This window comes from Streptomyces sp. NPDC015346 (assembly GCF_043078785.1).
Taxonomy (GTDB): domain Bacteria; phylum Actinomycetota; class Actinomycetes; order Streptomycetales; family Streptomycetaceae; genus Streptomyces.
Genome location: NZ_JBIBTW010000002.1, coordinates 1 through 25,625, shown reverse-complemented (window position 1 = coordinate 25,625; position 25,625 = coordinate 1). Strand labels below are relative to the sequence as shown.

The window sequence follows — 25,625 nt, the reverse complement described above, 5'->3', positions numbered from 1 at the left end:
GCGCACTACTGTGCGGCGGCCTCGCGCTGCGGAGTGCGGGGAGCGATTCGTGCGCCGTAGCGCTCCCGTGCGGCCCGCAGGTAGGGGTTGAGCAGGCGCAGGCACTCGGACGGCTCGTTGTTCACGGCGTTGAGGATTTCCGGGGGCAGGGCGACGGGCTCTGCCATCCGGGCGTAGACGTCCTCGGCGGTCCGCCGGTAATGCCCTCGGATGCTGTCGGGGTCGACGCAGTACGGCAGCCGGATGCCGAGCATGACCGCGTTGTCGTTCTCGTGCACGACGAATTCGTCGATGGCGGCGGCCACGCTCGTCCGCTCGATCGGCGGCCGCTCCGGGACGAAGTGATCGAAGTGCGGGTGGGCGACGGCACGGTCGAGGACCACATCGGCGATGTGCGGGGCGATCACCGGTGAGCTGTGGAAGCCGTCGCGGTAGGTTCCGGTCGCGAAGACCAGCCCCCGGCAGGAAGGAGCCGCGCCCAGCAGCGGGAACCCGTCGAGGGTGACGGGGCGCCGGCCGACCAGCCAGCGGTCGATCCGGGAGTAACCCAACCGGTGGTCGAAGTCCTCGCACGCCCTGCGCAGGAGGTTGAAGGACACACCGATGCTGGGCCCCGCGGAGGGAAGGAAGGAAGGGAGGTTCGTCCCTCCGATGTACTCGTGCCCGCGCTCGTCCAGCGGCACCAGGTGCAGTCCGCAGGCGCCGGACTGATTGGGTGTCCGCACCACGTGGTCGAACCCGGGAGTGTCGTGGCGCCGGGTCAGCACGGCCAGTCCGGTGCCGTGCAGCAACAGCGGCACGGCACCCGGGGGAAGCTGCTCGATGAACCGCTGGGTCAGGCTGCCGGCCGCCACGACCACGGACGGAGCGGACATCGTCCCGCCGTCGGCCAGGCGGACTCCCCGGACGCGTCCGTCGGAGATGACCAGCTCCTCCACGGTGCCGGGGACGATGTCGACTCCGCTCGTCGTCAGCGCCCTCTCCAGCAGGGCCAGGACCTCCCGCGCGTCGATCGACCCCTCGCGGGGGAGGTGGAGCGCGCGCACGGGCCGCGAGTTCACCTCCGGGGCGATGCCCTTGATCTCCGCCGGGGCCACTTCCTCGAACGGTTCGTCATAGGTGGCGAGCACGGAACGGATGGCGTGGAAGTTGCCGATCGTCGATTCGGTGGCTCTGGCCCCGAGGACGATGAAGGTGCCCTGTCTGAAGGAGCGCCGCGCCCGCGTCCCGTCCGCCGCGTCGCAGAGCTTGTCCAGCCAGGCGGGCCAGGCGTCGAGGGCGGCCCGGGTGATGGCGAATTTCGCGATCGACGCCGGGTCGCCGAGCGTGGCGGCCGTCGCTTCGCCGAAGCAGTTCAGCATGGCCCCGGCGGCCACGGACGCCGCTCCCTCTCGGGTCGGCGGGCCGACGACCGCGATCCGCAGGCCGGTCGTTCGCTGGGACAGCTCGAAGGCGGTGGACAGGCCGATGATGCCGTTGCCGACCACCACCACATCACACGTCGCGCGGTCCATCGGGCCTCCCCATGGCGAGTGGAGACGGATCCGCACGGACCTCTCCAGGGCACGGTCGAGCGGTCGGGCCGACGAAAGGCCCGACGTCAGCAGCATGCGACGAGACGAGGGTGTCCGCACGTCGGACGACCACCCGATCGGCGCAGTGGCCGCAGGCTCCTCACCATGCGAAACGCCGCCACCGCCTTTCTCATGGGCGTATGCGAGACTTCAGCGCCCCTGTGCGCGAGACCGTTGAACACCACGTCCTCGCGGACGAGTTCCAAGCCGCGATACCCGCTCTGCGCCAGAGCTACCAGCAGGACGATTTCGCCGAGATTCCTTCCTTCATGCCGGACGACGTCTTCCGCGGCGCCCTGGGGGAGCTCGAGGGGCTGTTCGACGGGGAGAGCCGGCGCCGGGACACGCGTATCGAGCAGAGCGGGGGCACCCCGCGCAGGTTCACCACGCTCGCACGCGACGTCATCGCACGCGGCAGCACCGTCATCCCGGCGGTCTTCGAGTCATCCACCCTCCGTGCGGCGCTCGAGGAGATCGTGGACGAGAAGGTCCTGCCGGTTCCGTACGAGCCGGAGCAGTACATCGCCACGCGGCTGCACGAAGCGGGCGATGTCCACGGCTGGCACTGGGACGACTACACGTGGGCGCTCGTGTGGATCTTCAAGATGCCCGACGAGGACAACGGCGGCAGTCTGGAGTACGTCAAGGACGTGCCGTGGGATCCCGAGAACCCGCGCGTCGAGGAGTTCGTGGCAGCGGGCCCGGTGATACGCAGGCACCCCACGGTCGGCAGCGCCTACCTGCTCAAGGCGGGCACCGCGCTGCACAGGGTCTCGCCCCTGTCCTACGCGGCCGAGCGCATGATGGTCTGCTTCAGCTTCGCGAGCGTGGCCGACCTGGACGGCGACCGCGGCCACGAAAGCATCCAGGCCCTCTTCTGAGGCCCCGTCACGGGTCCGCGCCCGCAGCTGATGAGAGGGTGGTGCGATATCGCCACCCGGTAGGGCCTGGCCGCATCGCCGGTGTTCGGGATGGTGTGCCTCGTGTCACATCGATGGGTGTCACGTTTCGGTGGGCCCGCGGTGTCTTGGGGGCATGACGGAACACACCGCACCGAACAACAAGGTTGTCGTGATCGGCGGCGGCTGCCGCACCGCGGGGAGTCGCGTCGCCATGACCACCGACGAGCACGCCGAGCGGTTCGTCCTGCTGCGGCCACTGTTGTTCACGATCGCCTACGAGATACTCGGCTCGGCGACCGATTCCGACGACGTGCTGCAGGACAGCTATCTGCGGTGGGCCGACGTGGACCTCACGACCGTGCGGGACACCAGGTCGTTTCTGGCGCGGCTGGTGACCCGCCAGGCGCTCAACGCTCTGCGGGCGAGCGCACGCCGGCGCGAGGAGTATGTCGGCCCGTGGCTGCCCGAGCCCGTGCTGCTCGAGGAGAACGACGCGTCGGTCGACGTGGTGCTGGCCGAGTCCGTGTCCATGGCGATGCTCGTGGTGCTCGAGACGCTCACACCCGATGAACGTGTGGTGTTCGTGCTCCGCGAGGTCTTCGGCTTCCCCCACAGCGACATCGCCGCCGCGGTGGGCAAACCCGTGGCGACGGTACGTCAGACGGCGCACCGCGCCCGCAAGCACATGCAGGCGCGGCGCAGGAAATTCGAACCCGCCGACTCCGCGACGACCGCACGCGTCGCCGATCAGTTCATGACCGCGGCCACGACCGGTGACATGCGAGGACTGCTCGAACTGCTCGCGAAGGACGCCACCTTCACGGCCGACGGCGGCGGCAGAACCCTCGCGGCACGCCGGCCGGTGGTGGGAGCGGAGGCCGTGGCCGCACGTCTCGTGAATCTCTTCCACATGGGGCGGGCGGTACCGGGCCTGCGGGTCGAGAGGGTCAACTGCAACAACGCGCCCGCGCTGGTCGCCTACCGAGGCGATCACCTGGAGGGCGTGTTCCTGATCGAGATCACCGATGGCGAGATCACCCACATCTACGTCATCCGCAACCCGGACAAGCTCCTCACGTTGACGGTGCCACGCCAGATCAGCCGATAGCTGGGCAGACCCGCGATCAATCCGACAGGGGAACCGAGATGCAGACCAAGACGACCGACAGCCGACAGTACGCAGCCGGCCGGAGGCCGGCCGCCACCACAGGAGCCGAGGGGAACCGGATCCGCCTCCTGGCCTTCTGGTTCACCACCACCGTCATCCTCTTCGAGTTGATCGCCGGATCGGCGTGGGACCTTCTGACGATCGACTGGATCGAAGCCCAGTTGGACCACCTCGGTTACCCGGACTACTTCGCCTACATTCTGGGCGTGTGCCATATCGCAGCGGCCGTCACGATCGCCGTGCCCGGGTTCCCGATGATCAAGGAATGGGCGTACGCGGGCATCTTCTTCATGTGGTCGGGTGCCGTGGTGTCGCATCTGGCACTGGGCGACGGTCCCGTGTCGTGGGGGCCGCCGCTGATGTTCCTGGCCTTTGCCGTCGCCTCGTGGGCACTGAGGCCGGCCGACCGCCGACTCCAGCGGATACGGCTCCGCCGGGACCGCTCCACCGACGCCGACCAGGGCAGGACGGGCCGGCCGGAGACCCGTCCTCGCGCTTGGGCCGTTTCGATCGGGCTCATCGTCGCCCTGTCCGCCGTCTCGCTCCTCACGCTGCCCGCCGCGGAGGACATCACGGGCGAGTGGGCGGTCGAGCGCGGCTGGGTCGACGAGCAGCGGCCGTAGAACACGGCAGGCGACCGACCGACCGGGCGGCGCACATCCACATCAGCCCGTGAGGCGTCGTTACGGCGTGCCGGGAAGCCGGACCTCGACGAGGAGACCGCCGGCGGGGCGGGGGACCAGGTCGAGGGTTCCGTCGTGGGCGCGGACGATGCTGTGCACGATGGCCAGGCCGAGGCCGACGCCGGCGTGCTCGTCGGTGCGTACGCGTTCCGTTCCCCGCTGGAAGGGTTCGGTGAGGGTCGGCACCAGTTCCGGCGGGAGCGGATGACCGGTGTTCTCGACCCGCACCACGCTCGCGTCGCCCCGCGCTTCGGTGTGGACCGTCACGGTGCCGCCGGCGGGGAGGTTGTGGACGATGGCGTTCTGGACCAGGTTCGTCACCATCCGCAGCAGCAGCTCCGGGGAGCCGCCGGCCCGGGTCGCTCCGCCGGTGACGTCGAGCGTGATCCCCCGCTTCTCGGCGAGGGGGAGCAGGGTTTCGGCGGCCTCTTCGGCGACGAGGGAGAGGTCGACGCTCTCGCGGCCGGCGTTCCCGCGGTCGCTGCGGCTGAGCAGCAGGAGGGCCTCGGTGAGGTCGATCGCGCGCGTATTGGCGGCCTGCAGGCGTGCGAAGAGTTCGGCCCTGTCCCGGGTGGGATCCCTGCGGGCGACGTCGAGCAGCGACTGTGAGATGGCCAGCGGGGTGCGCAGTTCGTGGGAGGCGTTCGCGGCGAACCTCTGCTGCTCGGCGACGTGCGACTCGAGTTGTTCGAGCATGGTGTCGAACGCGTCGGCCAGTTCACGGAACTCGTCCTGGCGGCCTTCCATGCGGATCCGGTGGGACAGCGATCCGTTCCCGGCCCTCCGCGCCGCGGCCGTGATCCGGTCGAGCGGCGCGAGCATCCGGCCGGCCAGGATCCACCCCCCGACGAGGCCGAACACGAGCAGGAAGGCCATCGCCACGGCCGCGGCGGGGGAGAAGGTGCGTACGAGGAGGTAGCGGTTGGGCGCGATCCCGAGAAGACCCTGGGAGTTGTCGGGTACGTAGCGCAGCAGGAACCCCCACACCACGGCCAGCAGGAGAGCACCGGCGACGGCGAGGAACCCGGCGTAGCTGAGGGTGAGCTTGAGCCGGGCGCTGAGCCCGAAGCGTCTACGCATGCGTACCGCCGGAGCGGCTGGTGTCGGGGCCGGTGTCGATGCGGTAGCCGACGCCCGGCACCGTGGCGATGATCCATGGTTCGCCGAGCCGTTTGCGCAGTGCGGAGACGGTGATGCGGACGGCGTTGGTGAAGGGGTCGGCGTTCCCGTCCCAGGCCCGTTCGAGGAGCTCTTCGGCGCTGACGACGCCGCCCTCGGCGGCGACGAGGACTTCGAGCACGGCGAACTGCTTACGGGTGAGCGCGACGTGACGTCCGTCGCGGAAGACCTCCCGGCGGAAGGGGTCGAGCCGCAGGCCCGCGATCTCGCGGACCGGGGGCCGGGCGTACGCGCGTCTGCGGTCGAGCGCCCTCAGCCGCAGGACGAGTTCCCGCAGCTCGAACGGCTTGGTGAGGTAGTCGTCGGCGCCGAGCCCGAAGCCGGAAGCCTTGTCGTCGATCCGGTCGGCGGCGGTGAGCATGAGGATCGGGATGCCGCTGCCGGAGGCGACGATCCGCCGGGCGACCTCGTCGCCCGAGGGGCCGGGGATGTCGCGGTCGAGGACCGCGATGTCGTAGGAGTGGACGCCGAGCAGCTCCAGGGCGGAGTCGCCGTCGCCGGCGATGTCGGCGGCGATCGCCTCGAGCCGAAGACCGTCACGGACGGCCTCGGCCAGGTGGGGCTCGTCCTCCACGATCAGTACGCGCATGCCCGAAGCCTAAGCAACAGCACATATCGCCGGCGTATGTGAAGCCGTGGTGCGCCACCAGCGGCGCGACGCCAGCCCGGCGAGGACGGCACCGGCGGCGTTGACCAGGACGTCGTCCACGGAGGACACCCGGTCCAGCCGCAGGACGTACTGCGCCGTTTCGACCAGGACCGAGCAGCCCGCCCCGAGCGCCAGGATCCGCGGGAGGGACGCCATCGCCGCGAACCGCATCGGGGCGAAGAACCCCAGCGCCGCGAAGACCAGCAGGTTGCCGACGATCCCGAGCGGCCCCATCGTGACCAGGTCCCGCAGCGGTACCAGGCTCACCCGGGCGGGGACGGTGCCGGCCCCGGCGCCCGGCATCATGGTCATCCACAGGAACGGCAGCGTCCCGTGGACCATCCCCACCTCGGCCAGCGACATCCGCCACGCCGACGCGACGCCGGCGGCGCGCCGCCGGCGCGCCGGCACCCACGCCACAAGCACGGCCAACGGCAGCGTGGCCAACGTCATCAGCACCACTCCGTTGAACGTACCGAAGCAGCCGTGCCACCGCCCCGACACGCACATCGGAGCGGACATCATGAGCGGCCGCCGCAGGACGTACGCGGCGGCCGCCACGCCGACGATCGCCAGGCCGAGGGGAACGATCCCGCGCGTGCGGCGGCCGGGCGGTGGTGACGGGAAGGGGTTGTGGCTCATGGCCCCATTGGAGACGGACGGCCGTTGCGGTGGCGTATGCGATTTTCGATACGCCCGCGATACACGGACCGCCGGCATCAGGGGCGCGGTGGCTACTGGAAGCTGAGCCGGTGCGGGTGGGTCGGGTCGGCGGGGCAGGTGTGGACGCGCATCAGGCCGCGGCCGAGGTAGACGCCGACCGGGTCGATCACGTTCGGGTCGTCGGCCGAGTCGCGGTCCTCGAGCGGAAGCCAGCTTCTCGACCCGCCGTCGCACTCCCACTTGTCGACGGTGAGCAGGGGAGGCATCGGTGTGCCGCAGACCGCGCAGTCGACCGGTGCGGGATCGGTGAGGTGCCAGGACGCGAAGCCGCCCACTTTCCAGCCCGGGGCGATGGACAGGTCTCCCATGTAGTCGACCTCGTACTCCTCCTCCGCCCGCGCCCGGGCCATCGCGGCCTCGTACTCCTCATAGGTGTCGTAGCTCTGCGGCGCGGAGGAGTCGTACGCGTCGTCGTCGTTCTCCTCCTCGTCCAGCAGGCGCTCCTCCCAGTCGGCGATGTCGTCCTGGAGTTCTTCGCTCAGCAGACCCAGGTACTCGTGCTCGACGACCTGTTCCGGGTGCAGGACGCACGGGGTGGGCACGCATTCCTCGCGGCCCGCCACCGGGGGCTCGGGCTGGTCCGCCAGGACCTCGCCGACTTCGTGCGAGCGCCGCCACTTCAGTACGACGTCGATGGTGCGGTCAGGGCCGTGGACCTCGAAGGGGCACCAGAACACCTGGAGCAGGTCGTGGCCTTCCGGACCGACGAGGTCGGGGATGTCCCGCGCGTACAGCTGGGCGACGGCCATCAGCGGGAGAGGATCCTCGTCCCGGAGGTCCGGGGCGTGCCGTCCCGGGGTGATGGCGTCGAGGACCCGCCGCTCCTCGTCGGAGAAGTCCCGCCCTCGCGCCTCGGCGAGGACGCGCCGCTTGAGCCGCACGTCGGCCGGCCGATGGCCGGTGCCTTTGGTGTGCACCTCGGTGCACACCGGCCACGGCTCGTCGGCCGGCCACAACAGTGGGCCCGCCACCGAGCTCTCCTCCGCCTTCGCGATGCCCTGGCGGGGGTGCAGGCGCGTGGCCGTACGCCGGTGGGCGGAGAGGGCGGGGAAAACGGCTTCGACGTCGACGGGTCGCGGGGGCGTGGTGCGGGTCATGCGGTCCTCCATGGCGGTTCGGCGTCGATGCTATATGCCGGTTCTGACGTAGCCGGCGGGGTTCTCCAGGCTGTGGCTGAAGGTGAAGCCCTTGTTGCCGAAGGCGGTGAACTCCAATCTGATCGGAATCGGGTTGGTGCCCTCGTAGATCGGCTTGATGTGGTACTGGACGACTTCCTTGTTCTTCGTGACCTGGTCGTAGATGACCTGTTCCACCTGGTCGCGCTGGTCCGGGGAGTTGGTCGGGTTGTTGGTCTGGGTCACCAGGTTGTGATAGGCCAGCCTGCCCGTGCCCGCGCCGCCCAGCCGGTCGGCCAGCAGATGGCCACGAGCCTCGTTGAACGCGTTGCCGTCACCGCGCCAGCCGGGGGGCCGGAGCCTGCCCGCCGCCGTCCCCCGCCTGGCGTCGATGATCTCGGGGCGCAGGCAGGCGTACACGCCGGTGGGACGGCCCAGATGGTCGAGGCGGCCGTAGCGGATGCTGCCGTCCCAGTCGTAGGCATCCATCTGGCAGCGCTTGGGTGCCAGTCCCAGGGGGTCGGTCCAGGCCCAGGGGTTGACGACGTAGGTCGTGGGGTTGGGCGCCGGGGCGAGCCCGAGTGGGTCGGGGCTGGTGTAGCGCGCGGTGTCGGGATCGTAGTGGCGGAAGTAGTTGTAGTGCAGACCGGTTTCCGTGTCCGCGTACTGGCCGGGGAAGCGCAGCGGTGTGTACGCGGTGGCGGAGGTGTTCCACCCGGTCGTCCCCCAGCAGGTGGACCGGCTGCGCCAGGCCGTCTCACCGGTGGGGATGAGGAGTTCGGTGGGCGTGCCGACGAGGTCGGTGACGATGGCGAAGAAGCGGGTGTCGACCTCCTGGTCGCTCAGCGTCTTGCGCTCGTACTGCGTGAGCGGGCGGTGGCCTTCGTACGCCCAGGTGAGGACGGTGCCGGTGGTCTCGTCGTACTGCTCGACGAGCAGTGGCCCGTCCCACGTGAACCGGACGGTCTCGACGACGGTACGGCCGTCGGCGGCCATGCGGTGCTTGGCGCTGCGCCGCCCGAGCGGGTCGTAGGTGTACGTCCACAGGGTGCCGTCGGGCGTGGTGCAGGAGACCAGGCGGTCTTCGGCGTCGTACGCGTACCGCCAGACGTCGGGCTTGCGCGAGACGCGGGAGCGACGGCGTACGACGACGCGTCCCGCGGCGTCGTACTCGTAGCGGACGGCGCCCGCGGAGACGAGCCGGCCGCCGTCGTAGACGCGGGGTCCGCGGGCGTCGGTGTGGCCGGCGGCGTCGGGCCAGTGGGCGGCGGTCTGGTTGCCGGCACCGTCGTAGGCGTAGCTCTCGGCCCAGCCGGGTCCCTCCACGGCCAGCGGCCTGCCCACCGGGTCGAGCGAGATCCGCTTGTCCCGGCGCTCGGCGCCCGCCCGTCGTTCGCCGAGGGTGACCGGGTAGCCGTCCGGGCGGTAGGCGTAGTCCCGGGTACGCAGCGGGCTCTCCCCACCGGCGGCGGTCAGCGTCTGGGTGAGGGGCCGGCCGACTCGGTCCCACACGGTCGTGAGGGTGGTGGTGGAGCCGGGACTTCCCCAGGTCCGGGTCAGCTCCCGGCCGAGACCGTCATGGGTGAAGTCGAGGGCGTGGCCGCCGGTGGTCAGGGACGTGCGGTGGCCCGCGGCGTCGTAGGAGAGCCGGGTGACGGCGCCGGTGGGTGTGGTGCACGCGGTGCGTTGGCCGGCCAGGTCGTAGGTGTGGCGGAGGGTGCGGCCGTCGAGGGTCTCGGCGACGAGCCGGCCCATCACGTCCCGCTCCATCGTCAGGGTGGAGGTGGCGGTCCGGGCCTCGGTCAGCGCGCCGGCGCGGTCGTAGGCGTACCGCGTCACGCTCCCGTCCGCGTCGCGGGCGACCATGCGGTCCATGGCGTCCCAGGTGTAGGTGACGGTCCGGCCGAGCGCGGTGGTCCGCTCGGTCAGGCGGTTGGCCGCGTCGTAGGCGTAGTGGGTGGAGCGGCCCTCGAAGTCCGTTTCCACGACGAGGCGTCCGGCCGCGTCATAGCCGTACCGCCAGGTCTGGCCGAGCGGGTTGGTCACCTCGGCCAGCCGGAGCTCCGTGTCGTAGCGCAGCTGGTGGCGGGCGCCGTCGGGCGCGATGCGGGCGAGTGGCTTGTCGAAGGGGCCGTACTCCGTCGCCCAGCGCCCTCCGGCGGCGTCGGTGTACGTCAGGCAGTTGCCCTCCGGGTCGTAGGCCCAGGTCTCGCGGCTGCCGTCGGCGCCGGTGCGGGCGAGGAGACGGTCGTCCGCGTCCCAGTCGAACGTCTCCGTCCCTCCGAGGGGGTTGGTGATACGGGTGGGCCGGCCGCGGTGGTCGCGTTCGACGCGGGTGACCGCGCCGTCGGGCTGGGTGATGCCCACGGGCAGCCCGGCGCGGTCGGAACGGATCGTGGTCGTGGCGCCCAAGGGGTCGGTGACGGTCGCGACCGCTCCGGTGCGGTCGTGGGTGAACCGGGTGAGCGCCCCGTCCGGGCCCACGGCGCTGGTGCAGTTGCCACGGTCGTCGAAGGTCTGCCGCCATACGGCGCCGTCGACGGTGGTCACCTCGACCGGCAGGTTCCGGTCGTAGCGGGCGGCGGCCGTGCTGCCGTCGGGCAGCCGGACGGCGGTGAGATTGCCGACGTCGTCCCAGGTCAGCTCGGTGGTGTGGCCGAGCGGATCGGTGCGGGAGAGCGGGCGGTCGTAGGCGTCCCAGGACAAGTGGGTGGTGTGGCCCAGCGGGTCGGTCTCGGCGACGACCTGGAGCCGGTCGTTGAGGTGCAGGACCGTCGTGGCGCCGGTGGAGTCGGTGTAGCGGGTGATGTGGTGCCCGGTCTCGGGGTGCGTGCCGTAGGCGAAGCTCGAGGAGAGAATGCCGTCGGGTCCGACCGTGCGGGCCACCCGGCCCTCGGCGTCGTACACGTACCGGAACGTGGAGCCGTTGCGGTCGGTCCACGAGGTGACGCGGCCGTCCCCGTCGTAGGTGAAGCGCAGGGCGGGCCCGTCCGGCCCCTCGGGACCCGTCAGGCCGGTGAGATCGCCGGCCGCGTCATAGCCGTACCCGACGACGGTGACCGGCCCCTCGGGCCCGCGCACGGCCAGGGAGGTGACCCGTGAGTCGTCGGCCGTGACCTGGACGACGTAGCCGCCGGAGTGCGACACGGCGGTGGGCGCGCCGTCGGGGCGGCGCGAGAAGGTGACGTGGTTGTCGTTGCGGTCCTGGATCGCGCTGATCCAGTACGCGGTCGAGGCGCGGTAGGGGCTGGAGGTGAACGTCCGCACCAGGCCGGTGTGCGGATCGCGGACCTCGTACGAGGTCTCGTCGCCGGCCACGCCGCCGTGCGTCAGCGGGAGTCTGTCGCCCTCCACGGGCAGCACGTGCTCGCCGTCGGGACGCGGCAGGCGGGGGTAGATGAGCAGAGAGCCGTCCTCACGCACCCATATCGCGCCCTCGCCGGCCGGTCCCGCCTCGATGCGCTCGTCGAGGGTGGAGGCCCAACTCCGGCCGAACCAGTGGCCGTAGCGGTACGTGGAGAGGTGCGTACGGCGCAGGTTGAGCGGCAGGACGCCGGGCAGGGTGAGATCTGTCTGCGGCAGCAGCATCTTGCCGGTGGCCACGTCCACCGGGTCGTTCTTGCAGACGGTCTTCTCCAGCGAGACGCTGTTGCGGCGCGGATCGTCCGCGGCCTCGCGCACCGAGTTCGGCCGTGTACGGGAGTCGTCACCGGAGCCGTTGCGGCGGGGGCCGTCGCTCGCCGCGGGCTTGCCGCGGTCGTCGCCGTCGTCCTTCTTGCGCTGCCGGGCGAGGCGTTCGCGGGTGTCGTCGTCGTTGTTCTTGTGGTCGACGGATATCTGCTTGACGGCTTTCGGCAGCGTCTTGCCGACATGGTCGCCCATGGTCGTGGCGGACTTCATCAGGGCGCCCATGGCCTTCTCGATGACCGGGTCGAGGGCGTTGGCGATGTCGTCGCGGCCCTTGTTGCGGCCCTGAGCCGTCTTCGCCTTGGTGAGTTTGCCGGCGGTCTTGCCGTGGATGTTGACGCTGACGCCGTTCAGCTTCGTGCCGGCGTGGTCGTGCTCGTCGTGTTCGATGTGGAAGCCCTTGCCGCCGGGGCGACCGCCACCGCCGCCTCCGGTGGAGGCGAGGTTGAGGCCGTCCTTGCCGGCCTGCTTGGTCTGGTCGAGGTCCACCCCGTTCTGGATGCCCAGCGCGTTGGCACCGAGTTGGACCGCCAGATCGGCGGCCATGTTCTCGAGCGCCGCCACGGCAGGCTCGGTCATCACCGCGACGATGTGGCCGACCGCCTCTTCCATCGCTCCCGTGATCAGCTTCAGCAGCTGCTTCTTCGTGAACGCGATCGCTCCGGCGCCGAGCAGCGCGGACAGACCTCCGGTCACCGGGATCAGCGCGAGGGCGAGACCGGTCTGGCCGGCCAGGATCCCGAGCTCCGCGACCGCCTTCCACTTCATGCCCTCGATCGCGCCCGCCGCCATGTCCAGCGCGCCCGCGATGGTGCGGGCCGCGGAGATCATGTCCTTGAGGTGCTTGCCCTTGACCTTGCCCCAGTGCTCGCTCAGCGCGTCCATCGCCTCGCCGTGCCCCGAGGACAGCAGACGCTCCATGTGGTTGTTGGCGAGCTGGCCGTCGTCGGCGAGGTCGTCGGCGAACTCCCGTAGGGCGTCGGCCATTTCGCGGTAGGCGTCCTCGTCCACATTGGGCCAGTTCACTCCCACCAGGTCCAACAACGTGTCAGCCCAGTCCGGCACCGTGACAGCCATGGAAAACCGATCCCCCGTCAAGTGATGGTCAGTCAACCAGATAGTCCTACCACGATGTCCGGTGACGTGTAATCCGCCATAGCAACCTGTCGGTACGCACGGTGCGGGGTGGCGACCTTCGGATGAACGTCACAGGTCAGGAGGTTGCGGGCCCAAGGCGACCCGCACAGTGAACGGTGAACCCCGTCGCGAATGCGACGGGGTCCGACCGTGCGCGGGCCGCCCGCGCCTACGCCCGGCGCACCCGGCCGGAACCGGACTGACCCGCCCCGTCCGCGACCGGTATGCCGAAGTCGGGGGTTCCGTCGGCCTTCCACCCCAGGACCTGGATGCGGGTGTGCCGGTTCGGGTCGTTCAGCGGGTCGCCGGTGATCTCCTTGTACGGGCGGGCGTGGTAGACGAGGACATCGGTGCGGCCGTCCTCGGCGACGGTGAACGAGTTGTGGCCGGGGCCGTACTGGCGGGTGGTGTCGCTGCTGGTGAAGACCGGGTCCGGGGACTTCGTCCAGGAGCGCGGGTCCAGCAGGTCACTGCCGGCGGATGCGGTCAGCAGCCCCATGCAGTAGTTGCTGTCGGTGGCGCTCGCCGAGTACGTCATGAAGAGACGGCCGCCCCGCGCGATGACCGCCGGGCCCTCGTTGACCTTGAAGCCGCGCGTCTCCCACGCGTACGTCGGAGAGGACAGCCGGACCGGCCGGCCGCCGAGCGTCCACGGGTTCGCCATCGGCGCGATATAGAGATTGGTGTTGTTGTCGATCCCGGGCTCGTGCTGCGCCCAGGTCAGGTAGCGGACGCCGCGGTGCGTGAAGGTGGAGGCGTCCAGCGAGAAGGTGTCCCAGGCCGTCGTGATCTGCCCCTTCTCGGTCCACGTCCCCCGGAACGGGTCGGGGTGGGCGTTCTCCAGGACGTACATCCGGATCTTCCAGATGTCGTCGGCCCGGCCGGCCGCGAAGTAGATGTACCAGCGGCCGTCGACGCGGTGCAGCTCCGGCGCCCAGATGTGGGCGCTCATGTCGCCGGTGGTGTGCTTGCGCCACAGCACGGTCTCCTCCGCCCCGGTCAGGCCCCGCAGGGTACGGGAACGGCGCAGGACGATGCGGTCGTACTCCGGCACGGTGGCGGTGAAGTAGTAGTGGCCGTCGGTGTGCCGGTGGATGTGCGGGTCGGCGCGCCGCGGCACCAACGGGTTGGCGTACCGGCGGGTGGTGGCCGCGGTGGACGCGGTCGCCGGGGCTTCGGCGGCCCCGGCCACGGCGGGCAGGCCCGCCGTCGCGCCGAGGGCCAGCGCACCCGCCAGCACGCCTCGGCGGCTGGGGTCGGTGTGGTTCACGATGTGCTCCTCACTGGGTCTTGATCCGCATGAAGGTGATCGAGTGGGGCGGGAACGTGTACGTGAAGGTGGCGCCGACGCCGTCGACCGTCGACCGTCTCGGCCGGATCGGCTGCGACGAGGACGTGTTCTCCGCGGCGGGGTCGCCCTGGAGCGTGGTCAGCCGGGCGACCGGAGCGACGCCGGTCTGTCGGCCGAGGTCGATCCGCGTTCGGGCGGCGGCGTCCTGCGCGTTGACGACCTTGACGATCAGCTCACCGGTGGCCTCGTCCCGGGTGACCACCTGGCGGAAGGGCTCGGCCACCTTGTCGTCGGTGAAGCTGCCCCACTCCTCGCCGTCCAGGAACAGCGTGACGTGCCGGCCGCGGACCTCGATCCGTACGTCGTACGCACGGCCGCTCTCGATCGTCGTACCGTCCTCGACCATCGTCTGCTTGGCCCCGCCGACGGTCTTCTCCACGGCCGAGCGGGTGTTGCCCCAGCCTCCGAGGTTCCACCAGTAGTGGTTCCCGGTGTCCTTCACCCCGAAGGCGATCAGAAAGCCTTCGCGCCCGGCCCGCTTGGTGGCCTTCACCCGCAGGTCGTAGTCCTGCCACGCCGGGTCCCCGGCGGTGACCAGGGTGTTCTCGGCGGTGGCGTCGGACTGTACGTACGCGCCGTCCTCGACGGCCCACGCACCGCGCCCCGCCGCCGGCGTCCACCGCCCGTCGCCGCCCGAGAAGTCGTCGCCGAACAGCACCCGGCCGTCCGGTGCGGTGACCGTGACGTCGTCGTACGCGGCGCTGGTGGCCCAGGTCGACAGACCGACGGCGCCGCCGATGGGGGCGACGGTGGCGGGCGTGGGCGACGCCTCGCTGGGGACGACACGGTCCCCGACGTTGGTCATGAAGAGCTTCTGCGTCTCGTAGCTGGTCGACCCCACGACGTACGGTTGTCGAACCAGATCATGTCGGGTCGCCACTGGACGGAGTCCGTGCGCGCGAGCAGCGGTGCGTAGGACGCGAGCTTGACGACGTCGGCGTTCCGCTCGAGCCCCGTCATGTAGGCCGCTTCGGCCAGCGCGTTGGAGAAGCGGTTGTCGAGGGAGGCGTACTCGCCGAGGAACACCTTGGGTCCCCGGCGGTCGTAGGAGTCGTAGCGCCGGTTGTTCTCCAGGAACCACTGCGGGCTGTTGTAGTAGTGCTCGTCGACGAGTCGCACACCCGCCGCCCGGTTCAGCTCCCAGAGCCGGTCGAAGGTCTGTCCGGCGTCGTCGGGGCCGGAGTTGCCGACCACGGTGATCGCGGGGTGCGCGGCTTCGACGGCCTTACGGAAGGCGGTGAAGCGCTCGAAGTACGCGTCGGGGAGGTTCTCCTCGTTGCCGACGGCGAGGTGGGTGAGACCGAACGGCTTCGGGTGCCCCATCGCCGCCCGCTTCGCGCCCCAGGTGGACGTCACCGGGCCGTTGGCGAACTCGATCAGGTCGAGGGTGTCCTGGATGTGCCGCCGCAGGAGCTCGGGGTCGTCGGTCGCCCGGTTCTGGCCACATCCGGTGACGAGTGCCGGCACGACGGGAAGGGGCATGGCACCGATGTCCTCGGCGAACTGGAAGTACTCGAAGTACCCCAGTCCATAGGACTGGTTGTAGCCCCAGAAGTTGGCGTTGGTCGCCCGCTGCTCGACCGGCCCGATGGTCTCCTTCCACTGGTAGGACCGCCGGCGCTCCCAGTTCGGAGCCTCGTACGCCTCGTGGCTCCCGGTGTTGACCAGGCAGCCGCCGGGGAACCGCAGGAAGCCCGGCTTCAGCGCGGCGATCTTCTCGGCGAGGTCCTTGCGCAGCCCGTTCGGGCGGCCGCGGAACGTCTCCCGGGGGAAGAGCGAGACCATGTCGAGGCGGACGGTGCCCGCACCGCCCGCGATCACCGTGAGCCGGCCGGCCGTGCTCGTGGTGCGAGCGGTGAGCGTGCCGGTGTACTTCGTCCAGCGGTCTCCGCGCACGGTGATGCGCAGGGGGTCGGCCAGGGCCGTCTCTCCGGCGGCGTCCCGCAGGCCGACCGTCAGCGGTGTGCCGGGGGAGCGGTCGGTGCGCGCCCACAGGGAGAAGTCGTACTTCTCGCCTTCGCGCACGGTGATCCCGGAGGCGTGACCGGAGTTGACGACGCCGAATCCGGCACCGGCGCTCCCTTGGCCGTCGAGCCTCAGCCGCAGGTGGCGCCGGTTGCGTTCCGCCAGGCGGCCGTCGTCGTCCACGACCTCGGCGGAGCCCGTCGCGCTCCCGGTCGCGGTCGGCGTCCACGCGGTCAGGGGGGTGTACGAGCGGTTGTCGGCGGCGTCGAACTCGAAGGACCGGTTCCGCACGAGCTCGGCGTACAGGCCGCCGTCGGCCGCGTGGTTGATGTCCTCGAAGAAGACGCCGTACATCGTGTCGTCGATGGTGGGGCCGGTACGAGCCGGATCGACGGTGAGCGAGTAGTCCACCGCGGGCGCCGCCGCGGTCGCGGTCGCCGACGTGGCCGCTGCCGCTGCCGCAGCCGCTTCCGATACCGGTGGGCTCGACGCGGTGGCGGGGGGTGGAAGCGGAAGCAGCGGCGCGGCGAGCAGGACGCTCAGGGTGCTCAGGGTGGGGGTGAACCGCGACCGTCCGCGCGGCCCGGGTGATCTGCCGGGTGCCATGGTGCGCCTCCCTCAAGTTGTTCGATATATCGGACGACGTCTGGGATTTCGCTCGCCGAAGGATGTCGGTACCCGTGACGTCACGTCAACACCCCCGACGCTCCCGGGAGATGCGTGACGCGCGGACCGTTGACAGGCCCCCGGGAACGTCACTACGGTCACGCCACGATTTCGAACGTGTGACGAAATATCGAACGCCGGACGTGACATAAGGAGTCGCATCGACATGACCATCAGCAGGCGTACGGTGATGGCGGCAGGCGCCGCCGGAGCGGTGGCCGCGGCCGCCGGGGCGGGCCCGGTGTTCGCGGCGGACCGCACCGACCACACGGACCGGTGGGGCGGCCGGCCCGCGCGGGAGCACTTCGGCACCCTGCCCGACGGCACCCGCGTCGACCGCTGGACGGTGTCGGCCGGCGGCACCCGGCTGGCCGTGCTGTCGTACGGCGGCATCGTCCAGTCCCTGGAAATCCCGGACAGGCGCGGGCGGTACGCGAATGTGTCACTGGGCTTCGACAACCTCCAGGACTACGTCGCGGACAGCCCGTACTTCGGCGCGATCATCGGCCGTTACGGCAACCGCATCGCGGGCGGCGCCTTCACCCTCGACGGACGCACGTACCAACTGCCCCTCAACGACGGCACCAACAGCCTGCACGGCGGGGACAAGGGCTTCGACAAGCGGGTCTGGGACGTCGAGCCGTACGCGAAAGGCCCGGACACCGGCCTCACCCTGCGCCACGTCAGCGCGGACGGCGAGATGGGCTACCCCGGCACACTCCGTGTCCGGGTCGACTACGTCCTCACACCGCGCGGCGACTTCCGCGTCCACTACGCGGCCACGACGGACCGGCCCACCGTCGTGAACCTCACCAACCACACGTACTTCAACCTGGCCGGAGAGGGCAACGGCAGCATCCTTGACCACACCCTGAGGATCGCCGCGTCCCGCTACACCCCCGTCGACTCCACCCTCATCCCCACCGGCGAACTCGCCCCGGTCGCGCACACCCCCTTCGACTTCCGAGGCGGCAAGCCCATCGGCCGGGACATCCGCGAGGCACACCCGCAGGTCCTCTTCGGCCGCGGCTACGACCACAACTTCGTCCTCGACAAGGGCCTCACCGACGCCCCACGGCACGCCGTCACCGTGACGGAACCCGTCTCCGGCCGCGTGATGGAGATCGCGACGACCGAGCCGGGCGTGCAGTTCTACAGCGGCAACTTCCTCGACGGCACGCTGGCGGGTACCGCGGGGAAGGTCTACCGCCAGGGCGACGGCTTCTGCCTGGAGACCCAGCACTTCCCCGACTCGCCCAACCACCCGTCCTTCCCATCGACGGTGCTGCGCCCGGGGCGGACCTACCGCTCGACCACGGTGCACTCCTTCGCCGCCCGCTGATGCGGAACATGCGGTGGATGCGGTGGAGCATGTCTCGCCCATGCCGGAACCGCGGCGCCGGCGGGCTCGGCCGAACGGGGGTTTGACGGCCGGGACCGGTGCCGGAGCCGCCATTGCGGGTAGGGCGCCGCGCATGAGCGGAATGGAACTGAGCAGTGCCGCGTTCGACGACGGAACGGTGATCCCCCGTCGGTACAGCGGTGAGGGCGAGAACATCTCACCACCCCTGACCTGGTCGGGGGTGCCCGAGGAGGCCACGGAGCTGGTGCTCCTGTGCGAGGACCCGGACGCGCCGGGGGCGACCTTCCTGCACTGGCTGGTCACCGGCATCGATCCGGGAACCACCGGTGTGGCGGAGGGCCAGAAACCCCAGGGCGGCCTGCCGTGGCCCAACGACTTCGGGCGCGTCGGCTGGGGAGGCCCGATGCCTCCACCGGGCCACGGGCCGCACCGCTACTTCTTCCGTGTGTACGCCCTGTCCGAGCCGCTGCCGCTGCACGACCACCCGGGCGTCGACGACGTGCACCGAGCCCTGAAGGGCAGGGAGCTGGCCTCCGGCACCCTGGTCGGGACCTATCAGCGCTGAGCGGTCGCCGCGCGCGAGGGCGCTTCGGAGGACCGGACGAACCTCGGGCGGGAGTCCGGTGCCTTCCCCCGAAGCCGCGGATCCGCCGTGGCGGCGCGGGACGGCTACCGGCGAGGATGTCCACCATGGCCCTCCACGGCGACCTCGCTCCCGCCCGTCCGACCCACTCGACGCCCCTGGTGTTCGGCACGGGCGCGGCCATCGGCGTGCTGGGCGGGATGATCGGACTGGGCGGGGCGGAGTTCCGCCTGCCGCTGCTGATCAGCCTGTTCGGCTTCGCCGCGCTCTCCGCGGTCATCCTGAACAAGGCGATGAGCCTGGTCGTGGTCCTGGTCGCGCTGCCCGCCCGCCTGGCGGCGGTCTCCGCCTCGGAGCTGGCCGCTCACTGGCCCGTCGCGCTCAACCTGCTGGCCGGGAGCCTGCTCGGCGCCTGGGCCGGAGCGACGTGGGCGGTACGGATGCGCGGCGCCACCCTCCACAAGGTGCTGGCGGCGTCGATGGTGCTCATGGCCGCGGCCTTGCTGGTCACGCACAGCACCACCCTGGGGACGCTCGCGCTGCCGCCGTGGGCCCAGGTGCCCTGCGGGGTCGTCGCGGGCTTCGGTATCGGAGTGGTCGCCGCGATCATGGGTGTGGCCGGGGGCGAGCTGCTGATCCCGACGATCGTGCTGGTGTTCGGCGTGGACATCAAGACCGCGGGAAGCCTGTCCCTGCTGGTGTCGCTGCCGACCATGCTCGTCGCCTTCGCCCGCTACAGCCGCGACGGCAGCTTCGCGGTACTGGGCGCCAACCTCCGCTTCACCGCCGTCATGGCCGCGGGCTCGATCGCCGGCGCCGTGCTCGGCGGGCTGCTCCTCGGCGTGTTCCCGGAACTGGTCCTCATCCCCGTCCTGGCCGTCATCCTGCTCGTCTCCGCGGTCAAGCTCGCCCGCCACGACTGAACAGGTGGCGGGGGGAGGGGGGAGCGTGGCGGCCGGTCCGGCGTGCCCGCGCGGCGGGCGCGGGGCACCCTGGAGGCATGGGCCGAGTCAATGATCAGGTCGAGGCGCTGCTCCAGGAGTACGCCGACCTCATCGCGATCCGGGGCGGCGAGGCGTTCAAGGCGCGCGCCTACGAGAAGGCCGCACGTGCCGTCGGGGGCTACCCGCAGGACGTCTCGACCCTGGACGCCAAGGCGCTGCTGGAGATCCCGAACGTCGGCAAGTCCGTCGCCGACAAGATCGTGGAGTATCTGCGGACCGGCCGCATGTCCGTCGTGGAGCAGGCCCGGACGTCCGTGCCGCCCGGAGTGCGCGAGCTGATCGCGATTCCGGGGCTCGGACCCCGCAAGGCCATGCTCCTCTACGAGGAGCTGGGCATCACCACCGTCGACCAGCTGATCGACGCCATCCACCAGGAACGGCTCCGCGACCTGAAGGGCTTCGGGCAGCGGACCGAGGAGAACATCCTGCACGGCATCTCCGTCCTGCAGAACGCCGGCGAGGGCCGGATCCTCGTCAACGCCGCCATGGACATCGCCGAGCAGCTCGTCGCGGAACTGTCGGACATCCGCGGCTGCGTCCGGTGCACGTACGCCGGGTCCCTGCGCCGCATGAAGGAGACCATCGGCGACGTCGACATCCTGGTGGCGGCGCGCCGGTCGGCCCCCTTCATGGACGCCCTCGCCGGCCTTCCGCACACGGCCGAGGTCATCGCGCTGGGCGAGAAGAAGACCTCCGTACGGACCGTCACGGGCCTCCAGGTCGACCTGCGGGTCCTCCCTCCGGCCTCCTGGGGCGCGGGGCTGCAGTACTTCACCGGCTCCAAGGCGCACAACATCCGTACGCGCGAACTCGCGGTGCGACAAGGCCTCAAGCTGTCCGAGTACGGGCTCTTCGACGTCGAGAGCGGCGAGAGCGTCACCTCCGAGACGGAAGAGGCGATCTACGAGAGGCTGGGACTGCCCTGGATCCCGCCGACGCTGCGCGAGGACCGAGGCGAGATCGCGGCCGGGCTGCGCGGCGAACTCCCCGAGCTCGTCACGGAGAAGGACATCCGCGGCGATCTGCACACCCACACCGACCTCACCGACGGTCTCGCCCCGCTGGAGGACATGATCGCCGCCGCCGCGGCCCGCGGGTACGCCTACTACGCGGTCACCGACCACGCCCCGAACCTGTACATGCAGCGCATGACCGACGAGAAGATCCTCGCCCAGCGGGAGCGGGTACGCGCACTCGACGGCGCGCACCACAAGATGAGGCTGCTGCACGGCACGGAGCTCAACATCGGCCCGGACGGCTCCCTGGACTGGCCCGACGAATTCCTCGCGGACTTCGACATCTGCGTGGCCTCGGTCCACTCGCACTTCAACCAGAGCCGACGGGAGCTCACCCGCCGTCTCATCCGCGCCTGCGAGAACCCGCACGTCGCCGTCATCGGCCATCCCACGACCCGCCGGATCGGCAAACGCCCGGGCATCGACGCCGACTTCGACGCGGTCTTCAAGGCCTGCGCGCGGGCGGGCACTGCGCTGGAGATCAACGCGCATCCCGAGCGGCTCGACCTCCGCGACGAGGACATCCTGCGCGCGAAGGAGTACGGCGTGAAGTTCGCCGTGAACTCCGACGCGCACGCCACCACGCACCTGCCGTACCTGCGCTACGGGGTGGCCACGGCGCAGCGCGGCTGGCTGACGACGGACGACGTCATCAACACCTGGCCGCTGACGAGGCTGCGCCGCTTCCTGAAGAAGAGCGGCACCTGAAGCGAAGGGCGCTCGGCGGGCGCCGTGTTGATCTAGCATGTCGATGATCAGTGCGTCCGGGGGAGATCGCACTGCCGAGGAGGACCCGTGTCTCGCATCATCGGCTACGCGTCAGGGGTCTTCGACCTCTTCCACATCGGCCACCTGAACGTACTCAAGCACGCGAGCGCCCAGTGCGACTACCTCGTCGCGGGCGTACTGACCGACGAGGCCGCAGGGCACAAGGGGCACGCCCCTGTCGTACCGCTGCACGAGCGGCTGGAGATCGTGAGCTCGCTGGCGTACGTCGACGAGGCGATCGTCGACAACACGCTGGAGAAGATGGAGGCCTGGCGCCAGGTAGGCTTCCACCGCCTCTTCAAGGGCGAGGACTGGAAGGGCACCGCCCGAGGTGCCCAGTGGGAACGGGACTTCGCCCCCGTCGGTGTGGAAGTCGTCTACGTGCCGTACACGATGCACGTCTCCAGCACCAAACTGCGCCAGGTGATCCACCAGTTGATCGCGGAAGGCCATCGCTGACGGCCCCCGGGACGCCCGGCCCCTCTACTCGTCCTCCCAGACCATCGAGCTCATCCTCCAGCCGGCGGGTGTGCGGACGAACTGGGTGGTCTTGCGGCCGGTGCCCTCGAAGTGTTCGCCGTCGAGGATGCCGGACTTGCGGTACTCGCTGGACCGATGCGCGATCGACGTGAAGATCTCCGTCCGCTCGGCGACCTCCCACTCGGAGAACTCCGTCAGCGTCCCGTCGGTGAGGAGCTTCCGGCGGGGCTCGATGAACGTGTCGAGGTCGTAGACCACCGGCTCGCCCCCGATGCTCGCGATGATCGTTCCCTGGGGGATGAACACCTCGCGGATGACGTCCAGGTCCGGCCGGCTACCGCCGGTGTTCGTGAACGCGCCGAGGAACACGCCCATCAGACGGTCGAGTTCGGCCTTGACCGCGTGCGCGGGAAGCTCTCCCGTCCCCGTCGGCGGTACGTCGTCGGAGAGCAGCGACCAGATCTCGATGTCCGGCGCGCGCGTCCCGCGAAGGCCCTCAACTCGCCGCCACCGTCGTGGCGTTCGCCCACGGACTCGTCGTCCAGGCCCTCTTCGACCCCGGCCGATTCCCCGAGGACGCGCAGACCGCCCTGCTCGACGACTTCCTCGCCTCGATCACGCGCGTCGCCGCGCGGCGACGCCGCTGACGACTCAGCAGGTGGTTCCGGTGGGGACCGGTGTGCGGGCGATGAGGTAGTCGTCGACGTGCTGCGTGACGCAGGTGTTGCTACGGCCGTAGGCGGTGTGGCCGAGGCCCTCGTAGGTGAGGAGCATGCCGCCGGGGAACTGGGAGGCCAGGCTCTCGGCCTCCTCGTAGGGGGTGGCCGCGTCGCCGGTGGTGCCGACCACGAGGACGGGGGCCACGCCCGTGGCGGCGACCCGGTGTGGCTTCTTGGCGCTGGTGGGCCAGTCCTTGCAGGTGAGTGCCGCGGTCACGGTGGAGGTGCCGTAGCGGCCGGCGGCCTTCTCGGCGGGAGCGAGGGCGTTCCAGTACGCCTGCGCGTCGCGGGGGTGCGGGACGTCGAAGCAGTTGACGGCCTGGAGAACGGCCTGTTCGTTGTCGGAGGGCACCTTCGCCGTGTCCGCGCCCTCGGGACCGGCCGGTTCAGCCGGATTCGTCAGTTCGGCCAGTTTCGTTCCGTCGCCGCGGTCCGCGTCGGACAGAGCTTCGGAGAGGTCCTTCCACTGGGCCTCGGGCGTGTACATCGACTGTACGACCGCATCGAGCAGGCCGTTCGCGTCGAGGCCGAACTCCTCGCCGTCAACGGGCAGCGGCTCCCGTGCGGTCCGTTCGAACAGGCCGTCCAGCACCGTGCGTATCTCCTCGGGCGTGCTGCCGGGGCAGCTCTCCCCGGCCACGTCGGCGCAGTACATGGCGTAGTCGTCGACAGCCCGGCGGAAGCCGACGCCCTGGCTCACCGCACGCTTCGACCAGTCCAGGGAGGGGTCGACGGCGCCGTCGAGGACCATCGCGCGGACCCGCCGGGGGAACTGCTCGGCGTACGAGGTGCCGAGGGCGGTCCCGTACGACCAGCCGAGATAGGTGACCTGCGATTCCCCGAGGGCCGCCCGCAGGACGTCCATGTCCCGGGCGACGTCCTCCGTGCCGACGTGGCGCAGGAGGGCGGCGCTGCCCTTGGCGCAGGCGTCGGCCTCTTCCTTCGCGGAGGCCAGTACGTCGGCACGTTCGGCCTCGGTCTTCGGGTGGAACGGATCGGCGGGATCGGTGGCCGTCTCTTCCTCCTCCTTTTCTTCTTCCTCCTCCATTCCTCCGCAGGTCAGGGCAGGCGTGCTGCCTCCGACGCCGCGCGGGTCGAAGGAGACGATGTCGAAGCGGTCCCGCACTTTCTCGCTGAACGAATCGGTCATGCCCTCTTCGAGCAGCGAGGTCACTCCGGAGGCACCGGGCCCGCCGGGGTTGGCGATCACCGAGCCGAGGCGGCCGGTGCGCTGCGCCGTGAGCGCACGGGCCACCGGCAGGACGAAGGTCTTCCCGTTCGCCGGGTGGGCGTAGTCCCTGGGGACGGTGAGCTCGGCGCACTGGTACGCACCGCACGCCTTCCACTCCAGCTTCTGCTGGTAGAAGACCCTCAGCTCGGGCCGGCCGGCCGGGTCGACGTACCCGGCCGCCGGACCCGTGCCGGTGCCGGGGCCCGGAGGGGTGGTGCAGCCGAGCGTGGTGGCGCCGAGGACGGCCAGGGTGACGGTGAGCGTGACGGGCAGGGCGGCGGAGTGGCGGGCGGTGCGGTTCAACGAAGTGCTCCCATGTTCGGTTCGCCGGGAGCATGACGGGCCGATGCTGAGGATTTGATGAGGGCCGGCGGTCCGCCCAGGCTGTCGGCTAATCGGAGGACGGCGCTGGTTCCGGTGGTTCCACGACCGCCACCTCGGCGGGACGCAGGAGCTGCCGGCCGACCCGGTACCCACGGCGCAGCACCGCGCCGCAGGTCGGCCGGTCGACCGCGGCGGAGACCTCGTGGGTGACGGCCTCGTGCCAAGCCGGGTCGAAAGGCTCGCCCTCCGCACCGACGGACTCCAGACCGAGCGCGGCGAGCCGGCCCTCCAGTACCTCCACGACCGCCTGCATGCCGCCGGTCAGCTCGCCGTACTCCCGGGCCCGGTCGACGGCGTCGAGGACGGGAAGCAGCCCGCCGAGGACGTTGGCCACCGCGATCTCCCGGACGGCCAGGCGGTCGCGCTGCACGCGCTTGCGGTAGTTGTCGTACTCGGCCTTCAGACGCTGGAGGTCGGCCGTGCGTTCGGCGAGCCGCTCCTCCAGCACGGCGTCCCGGCCGGACTCGGCCGGGGAGCGCGCCGAGGACCCGAGGCCCGCGCCTTCCGGCCGGGCCCGCTCGGTCTCGACCCCGTTCCGCTCAGCCTTCCGCTCGGCCCTGTTCCGCTCGGCCCTGTCCTGCTCGTACCTGTCCCGCTCAGCACTGTCCCGCTCGGCCGTTCCCCGGTCGGGCCTTCTCGGCCGGAGGGTGACCGGGTCGATGCGCCGGTTGTCGCGGATGACGACGGGGAGCTGCTGCGGCGACCGGGAGCCATACGACGGGCTCATCCCGCACCACCTCCCTTGGCGCTCTCGTCGTCGACGATCTCCGCGTCGACGACGTCCTCCTCGGCGCTCGCCGATCCGTCCCCGGAGCCGGAAGCGGTGGAGCCGGAGCCGGCGCCGGCGGACGCGCCGGAGGCGGCACCGCTCCCCGCGCCCTGCGCCTGGGCGTACAGCGCGCTGCCGATCTTCTGCGAGGCCGCGACCGCCTTCTCCAGGGCGGTGCGGATCCCGGCGGTGTCGTCGCCCTCGGCGGACTCGCCCTTGAGCTTCTCCTTCAGCTCACCGACGGCGGTCTCGACCTCGGTCTTCACCTCGCCCGGGATCTTGTCGGCGTTGTCGGCCAGCAGCCTCTCCGTCTGGTAGACGAACTGCTCGGCCTGGTTGCGGGTCTCGGCGGCCTCGCGCCGCCGCCGGTCCTCTTCGGCGTGCGCCTCCGCCTCGCGCATCATCCGGTCGATGTCGTCCTTCGGCAGCGAGGAGCCGCCGGTGACGGTCATCTTCTGCTCCTTGCCCGTGCCCAGGTCCTTCGCGGTCACGTGCATGATGCCGTTGGC

22 protein-coding genes are annotated in these 25,625 nt (G+C 70.8%); 9 read left to right on the top strand and 13 right to left on the bottom strand.

The features are described 5' to 3' along the window. Positions 1–5: 5 nt before the first annotated feature. Complete coding sequence (locus ACF06X_RS06105; RefSeq protein WP_392286009.1) at positions 6–1,514, bottom strand: NAD(P)/FAD-dependent oxidoreductase; 1,509 nt, start codon at positions 1,512–1,514, stop codon at positions 6–8. A 200-nt stretch (positions 1,515–1,714) separates the two neighbouring features. On the opposite strand from ACF06X_RS06105, the gene ACF06X_RS06100 reads away from it, so the two are divergent. The 3 genes from ACF06X_RS06100 to ACF06X_RS06090 all read left to right on the top strand — a co-directional run bounded on the left by ACF06X_RS06100 (position 1,715) and on the right by ACF06X_RS06090 (position 4,267). Then, positions 1,715–2,455: a hypothetical protein gene (locus tag ACF06X_RS06100; protein ID WP_392286008.1), complete on the top strand. Its 741-nt coding sequence runs from the start codon at positions 1,715–1,717 to the stop codon at positions 2,453–2,455. A 154-nt stretch (positions 2,456–2,609) separates the two neighbouring features. After that, the gene (gene sigJ / locus ACF06X_RS06095; RefSeq protein ID WP_392286007.1) at positions 2,610–3,584 is read left to right on the top strand and encodes an RNA polymerase sigma factor SigJ; all 975 of its coding nucleotides are present in this window, start codon (positions 2,610–2,612) and stop codon (positions 3,582–3,584) included. A gap of 38 nt (positions 3,585–3,622) precedes the next feature. Continuing rightward, positions 3,623–4,267 carry a DoxX family protein gene (locus ACF06X_RS06090; RefSeq protein WP_392286006.1) on the top strand — a complete coding sequence of 215 codons (645 nt, stop codon included), beginning with the start codon at positions 3,623–3,625 and terminating at the stop codon, positions 4,265–4,267. 60 nt (positions 4,268–4,327) lie between these two features. Here ACF06X_RS06090 and ACF06X_RS06085 read toward each other — a convergent pair whose 3' ends face one another. From ACF06X_RS06085 to ACF06X_RS06050, 8 genes are all read right to left on the bottom strand, one after another. Continuing rightward, positions 4,328–5,407 (bottom strand): sensor histidine kinase, encoded by a 1,080-nt coding sequence (locus tag ACF06X_RS06085; RefSeq protein ID WP_392286005.1) that lies wholly within the window; start codon positions 5,405–5,407, stop codon positions 4,328–4,330. Next, entirely contained in the window at positions 5,400–6,095 is a 696-nt protein-coding gene (locus ACF06X_RS06080; RefSeq protein WP_392286004.1) for a response regulator transcription factor, read from the bottom strand. Before ACF06X_RS06080 ends, ACF06X_RS06085 begins: the two co-directional genes overlap by 8 nt. A gap of 9 nt (positions 6,096–6,104) precedes the next feature. Further along, on the bottom strand, positions 6,105–6,797 hold the full coding sequence (locus tag ACF06X_RS06075) for a VanZ family protein (protein WP_392286003.1): 693 nt from the start codon (positions 6,795–6,797) through the stop codon (positions 6,105–6,107). Between the two features lie 92 nt (positions 6,798–6,889). Beyond that, positions 6,890–7,975 carry a hypothetical protein gene (locus ACF06X_RS06070; protein WP_392286002.1) on the bottom strand — a complete coding sequence of 362 codons (1,086 nt, stop codon included), beginning with the start codon at positions 7,973–7,975 and terminating at the stop codon, positions 6,890–6,892. 30 nt (positions 7,976–8,005) lie between these two features. Next, positions 8,006–12,757 (bottom strand): DUF6531 domain-containing protein, encoded by a 4,752-nt coding sequence (locus tag ACF06X_RS06065; RefSeq protein WP_392286001.1) that lies wholly within the window; start codon positions 12,755–12,757, stop codon positions 8,006–8,008. Positions 12,758–12,986: 229 nt separating this feature from the next. Continuing rightward, a complete protein-coding gene (locus tag ACF06X_RS06060) occupies positions 12,987–14,087 on the bottom strand; it encodes a family 43 glycosylhydrolase (protein WP_392286000.1) in 1,101 nt (366 codons plus the stop codon). 10 nt (positions 14,088–14,097) lie between these two features. Next, positions 14,098–15,048 carry an alpha-L-arabinofuranosidase C-terminal domain-containing protein gene (locus tag ACF06X_RS06055; protein WP_392285999.1) on the bottom strand — a complete coding sequence of 317 codons (951 nt, stop codon included), beginning with the start codon at positions 15,046–15,048 and terminating at the stop codon, positions 14,098–14,100. Further along, positions 14,970–16,739: an alpha-L-arabinofuranosidase C-terminal domain-containing protein gene (locus ACF06X_RS06050; RefSeq protein WP_392285998.1), complete on the bottom strand. Its 1,770-nt coding sequence runs from the start codon at positions 16,737–16,739 to the stop codon at positions 14,970–14,972. Before ACF06X_RS06050 ends, ACF06X_RS06055 begins: the two co-directional genes overlap by 79 nt. Positions 16,740–16,965: 226 nt before the next feature. On the opposite strand from ACF06X_RS06050, the gene ACF06X_RS06045 reads away from it, so the two are divergent. The 5 genes from ACF06X_RS06045 (at position 16,966) to ACF06X_RS06025 (ending at position 21,992) form a co-directional block, all read left to right on the top strand. After that, positions 16,966–18,141 (top strand): aldose epimerase family protein, encoded by a 1,176-nt coding sequence (locus tag ACF06X_RS06045; protein WP_392285997.1) that lies wholly within the window; start codon positions 16,966–16,968, stop codon positions 18,139–18,141. 133 nt (positions 18,142–18,274) lie between these two features. Then, complete coding sequence (locus ACF06X_RS06040; RefSeq protein WP_392285996.1) at positions 18,275–18,727, top strand: YbhB/YbcL family Raf kinase inhibitor-like protein; 453 nt, start codon at positions 18,275–18,277, stop codon at positions 18,725–18,727. Positions 18,728–18,852: 125 nt separating this feature from the next. Then, the gene (locus ACF06X_RS06035) at positions 18,853–19,668 is read left to right on the top strand and encodes a sulfite exporter TauE/SafE family protein (protein ID WP_392285995.1); all 816 of its coding nucleotides are present in this window, start codon (positions 18,853–18,855) and stop codon (positions 19,666–19,668) included. Between the two features lie 77 nt (positions 19,669–19,745). Then, positions 19,746–21,473, top strand: a complete 1,728-nt coding sequence (gene polX / locus ACF06X_RS06030) for a DNA polymerase/3'-5' exonuclease PolX (RefSeq protein WP_392285994.1) — start codon at positions 19,746–19,748, stop codon at positions 21,471–21,473. A gap of 87 nt (positions 21,474–21,560) precedes the next feature. Continuing rightward, positions 21,561–21,992, top strand: coding sequence for an adenylyltransferase/cytidyltransferase family protein (locus tag ACF06X_RS06025; RefSeq protein WP_392285993.1), 432 nt, complete (start codon positions 21,561–21,563; stop codon positions 21,990–21,992). 24 nt (positions 21,993–22,016) lie between these two features. Here ACF06X_RS06025 and ACF06X_RS06020 read toward each other — a convergent pair whose 3' ends face one another. Beyond that, positions 22,017–22,388: a DUF4440 domain-containing protein gene (locus tag ACF06X_RS06020; RefSeq protein ID WP_392285992.1), complete on the bottom strand. Its 372-nt coding sequence runs from the start codon at positions 22,386–22,388 to the stop codon at positions 22,017–22,019. A 140-nt stretch (positions 22,389–22,528) separates the two neighbouring features. Here ACF06X_RS06020 and ACF06X_RS06015 point away from each other — a divergent pair, with 140 nt between their 5' ends. Continuing rightward, complete coding sequence (locus ACF06X_RS06015) at positions 22,529–22,660, top strand: hypothetical protein (protein WP_392285991.1); 132 nt, start codon at positions 22,529–22,531, stop codon at positions 22,658–22,660. 4 nt (positions 22,661–22,664) lie between these two features. Here ACF06X_RS06015 and ACF06X_RS06010 read toward each other — a convergent pair whose 3' ends face one another. The 3 genes from ACF06X_RS06010 to ACF06X_RS06000 form a co-directional block, all read right to left on the bottom strand. Next, positions 22,665–24,266 carry an alpha/beta hydrolase gene (locus ACF06X_RS06010; protein ID WP_392285990.1) on the bottom strand — a complete coding sequence of 534 codons (1,602 nt, stop codon included), beginning with the start codon at positions 24,264–24,266 and terminating at the stop codon, positions 22,665–22,667. An 88-nt stretch (positions 24,267–24,354) separates the two neighbouring features. Next, entirely contained in the window at positions 24,355–25,074 is a 720-nt protein-coding gene (gene grpE / locus ACF06X_RS06005; RefSeq protein ID WP_392285989.1) for a nucleotide exchange factor GrpE, read from the bottom strand. Then, a partial coding sequence (locus ACF06X_RS06000) for an Hsp70 family protein (protein ID WP_392285988.1) occupies positions 25,071–25,625 on the bottom strand: 555 nt, incomplete at its 5' end. The genes grpE and ACF06X_RS06000, both read right to left, overlap by 4 nt.

Excerpts from the sequence above, each read along its gene's own strand:
- ACF06X_RS06075 (WP_392286003.1), bottom strand. The coding sequence starts at position 6,797 with ATGAGCCACAACCCCTTCCCGTCACCACCGCCCGGCCGCCGCACGCGC.
- ACF06X_RS06090 (WP_392286006.1), top strand. The coding sequence starts at position 3,623 with ATGCAGACCAAGACGACCGACAGCCGACAGTACGCAGCCGGCCGGAGG.
- ACF06X_RS06035 (WP_392285995.1), top strand. The coding sequence starts at position 18,853 with ATGGCCCTCCACGGCGACCTCGCTCCCGCCCGTCCGACCCACTCGACG.
- ACF06X_RS06050 (WP_392285998.1), bottom strand. The coding sequence starts at position 16,739 with ATGGCACCCGGCAGATCACCCGGGCCGCGCGGACGGTCGCGGTTCACC.
- polX (WP_392285994.1), top strand. The coding sequence starts at position 19,746 with ATGGGCCGAGTCAATGATCAGGTCGAGGCGCTGCTCCAGGAGTACGCC.
- ACF06X_RS06080 (WP_392286004.1), bottom strand. The coding sequence starts at position 6,095 with ATGCGCGTACTGATCGTGGAGGACGAGCCCCACCTGGCCGAGGCCGTC.
- sigJ (WP_392286007.1), top strand. The coding sequence starts at position 2,610 with ATGACGGAACACACCGCACCGAACAACAAGGTTGTCGTGATCGGCGGC.
- ACF06X_RS06100 (WP_392286008.1), top strand. The coding sequence starts at position 1,715 with ATGCGAGACTTCAGCGCCCCTGTGCGCGAGACCGTTGAACACCACGTC.
- ACF06X_RS06105 (WP_392286009.1), bottom strand. The coding sequence starts at position 1,514 with ATGGACCGCGCGACGTGTGATGTGGTGGTGGTCGGCAACGGCATCATC.
- ACF06X_RS06040 (WP_392285996.1), top strand. The coding sequence starts at position 18,275 with ATGAGCGGAATGGAACTGAGCAGTGCCGCGTTCGACGACGGAACGGTG.
- ACF06X_RS06045 (WP_392285997.1), top strand. The coding sequence starts at position 16,966 with ATGACCATCAGCAGGCGTACGGTGATGGCGGCAGGCGCCGCCGGAGCG.
- ACF06X_RS06085 (WP_392286005.1), bottom strand. The coding sequence starts at position 5,407 with ATGCGTAGACGCTTCGGGCTCAGCGCCCGGCTCAAGCTCACCCTCAGC.
- ACF06X_RS06070 (WP_392286002.1), bottom strand. The coding sequence starts at position 7,975 with ATGACCCGCACCACGCCCCCGCGACCCGTCGACGTCGAAGCCGTTTTC.
- ACF06X_RS06020 (WP_392285992.1), bottom strand. The coding sequence starts at position 22,388 with ATGGGCGTGTTCCTCGGCGCGTTCACGAACACCGGCGGTAGCCGGCCG.
- ACF06X_RS06065 (WP_392286001.1), bottom strand. The coding sequence starts at position 12,757 with ATGGCTGTCACGGTGCCGGACTGGGCTGACACGTTGTTGGACCTGGTG.
- grpE (WP_392285989.1), bottom strand. The coding sequence starts at position 25,074 with ATGAGCCCGTCGTATGGCTCCCGGTCGCCGCAGCAGCTCCCCGTCGTC.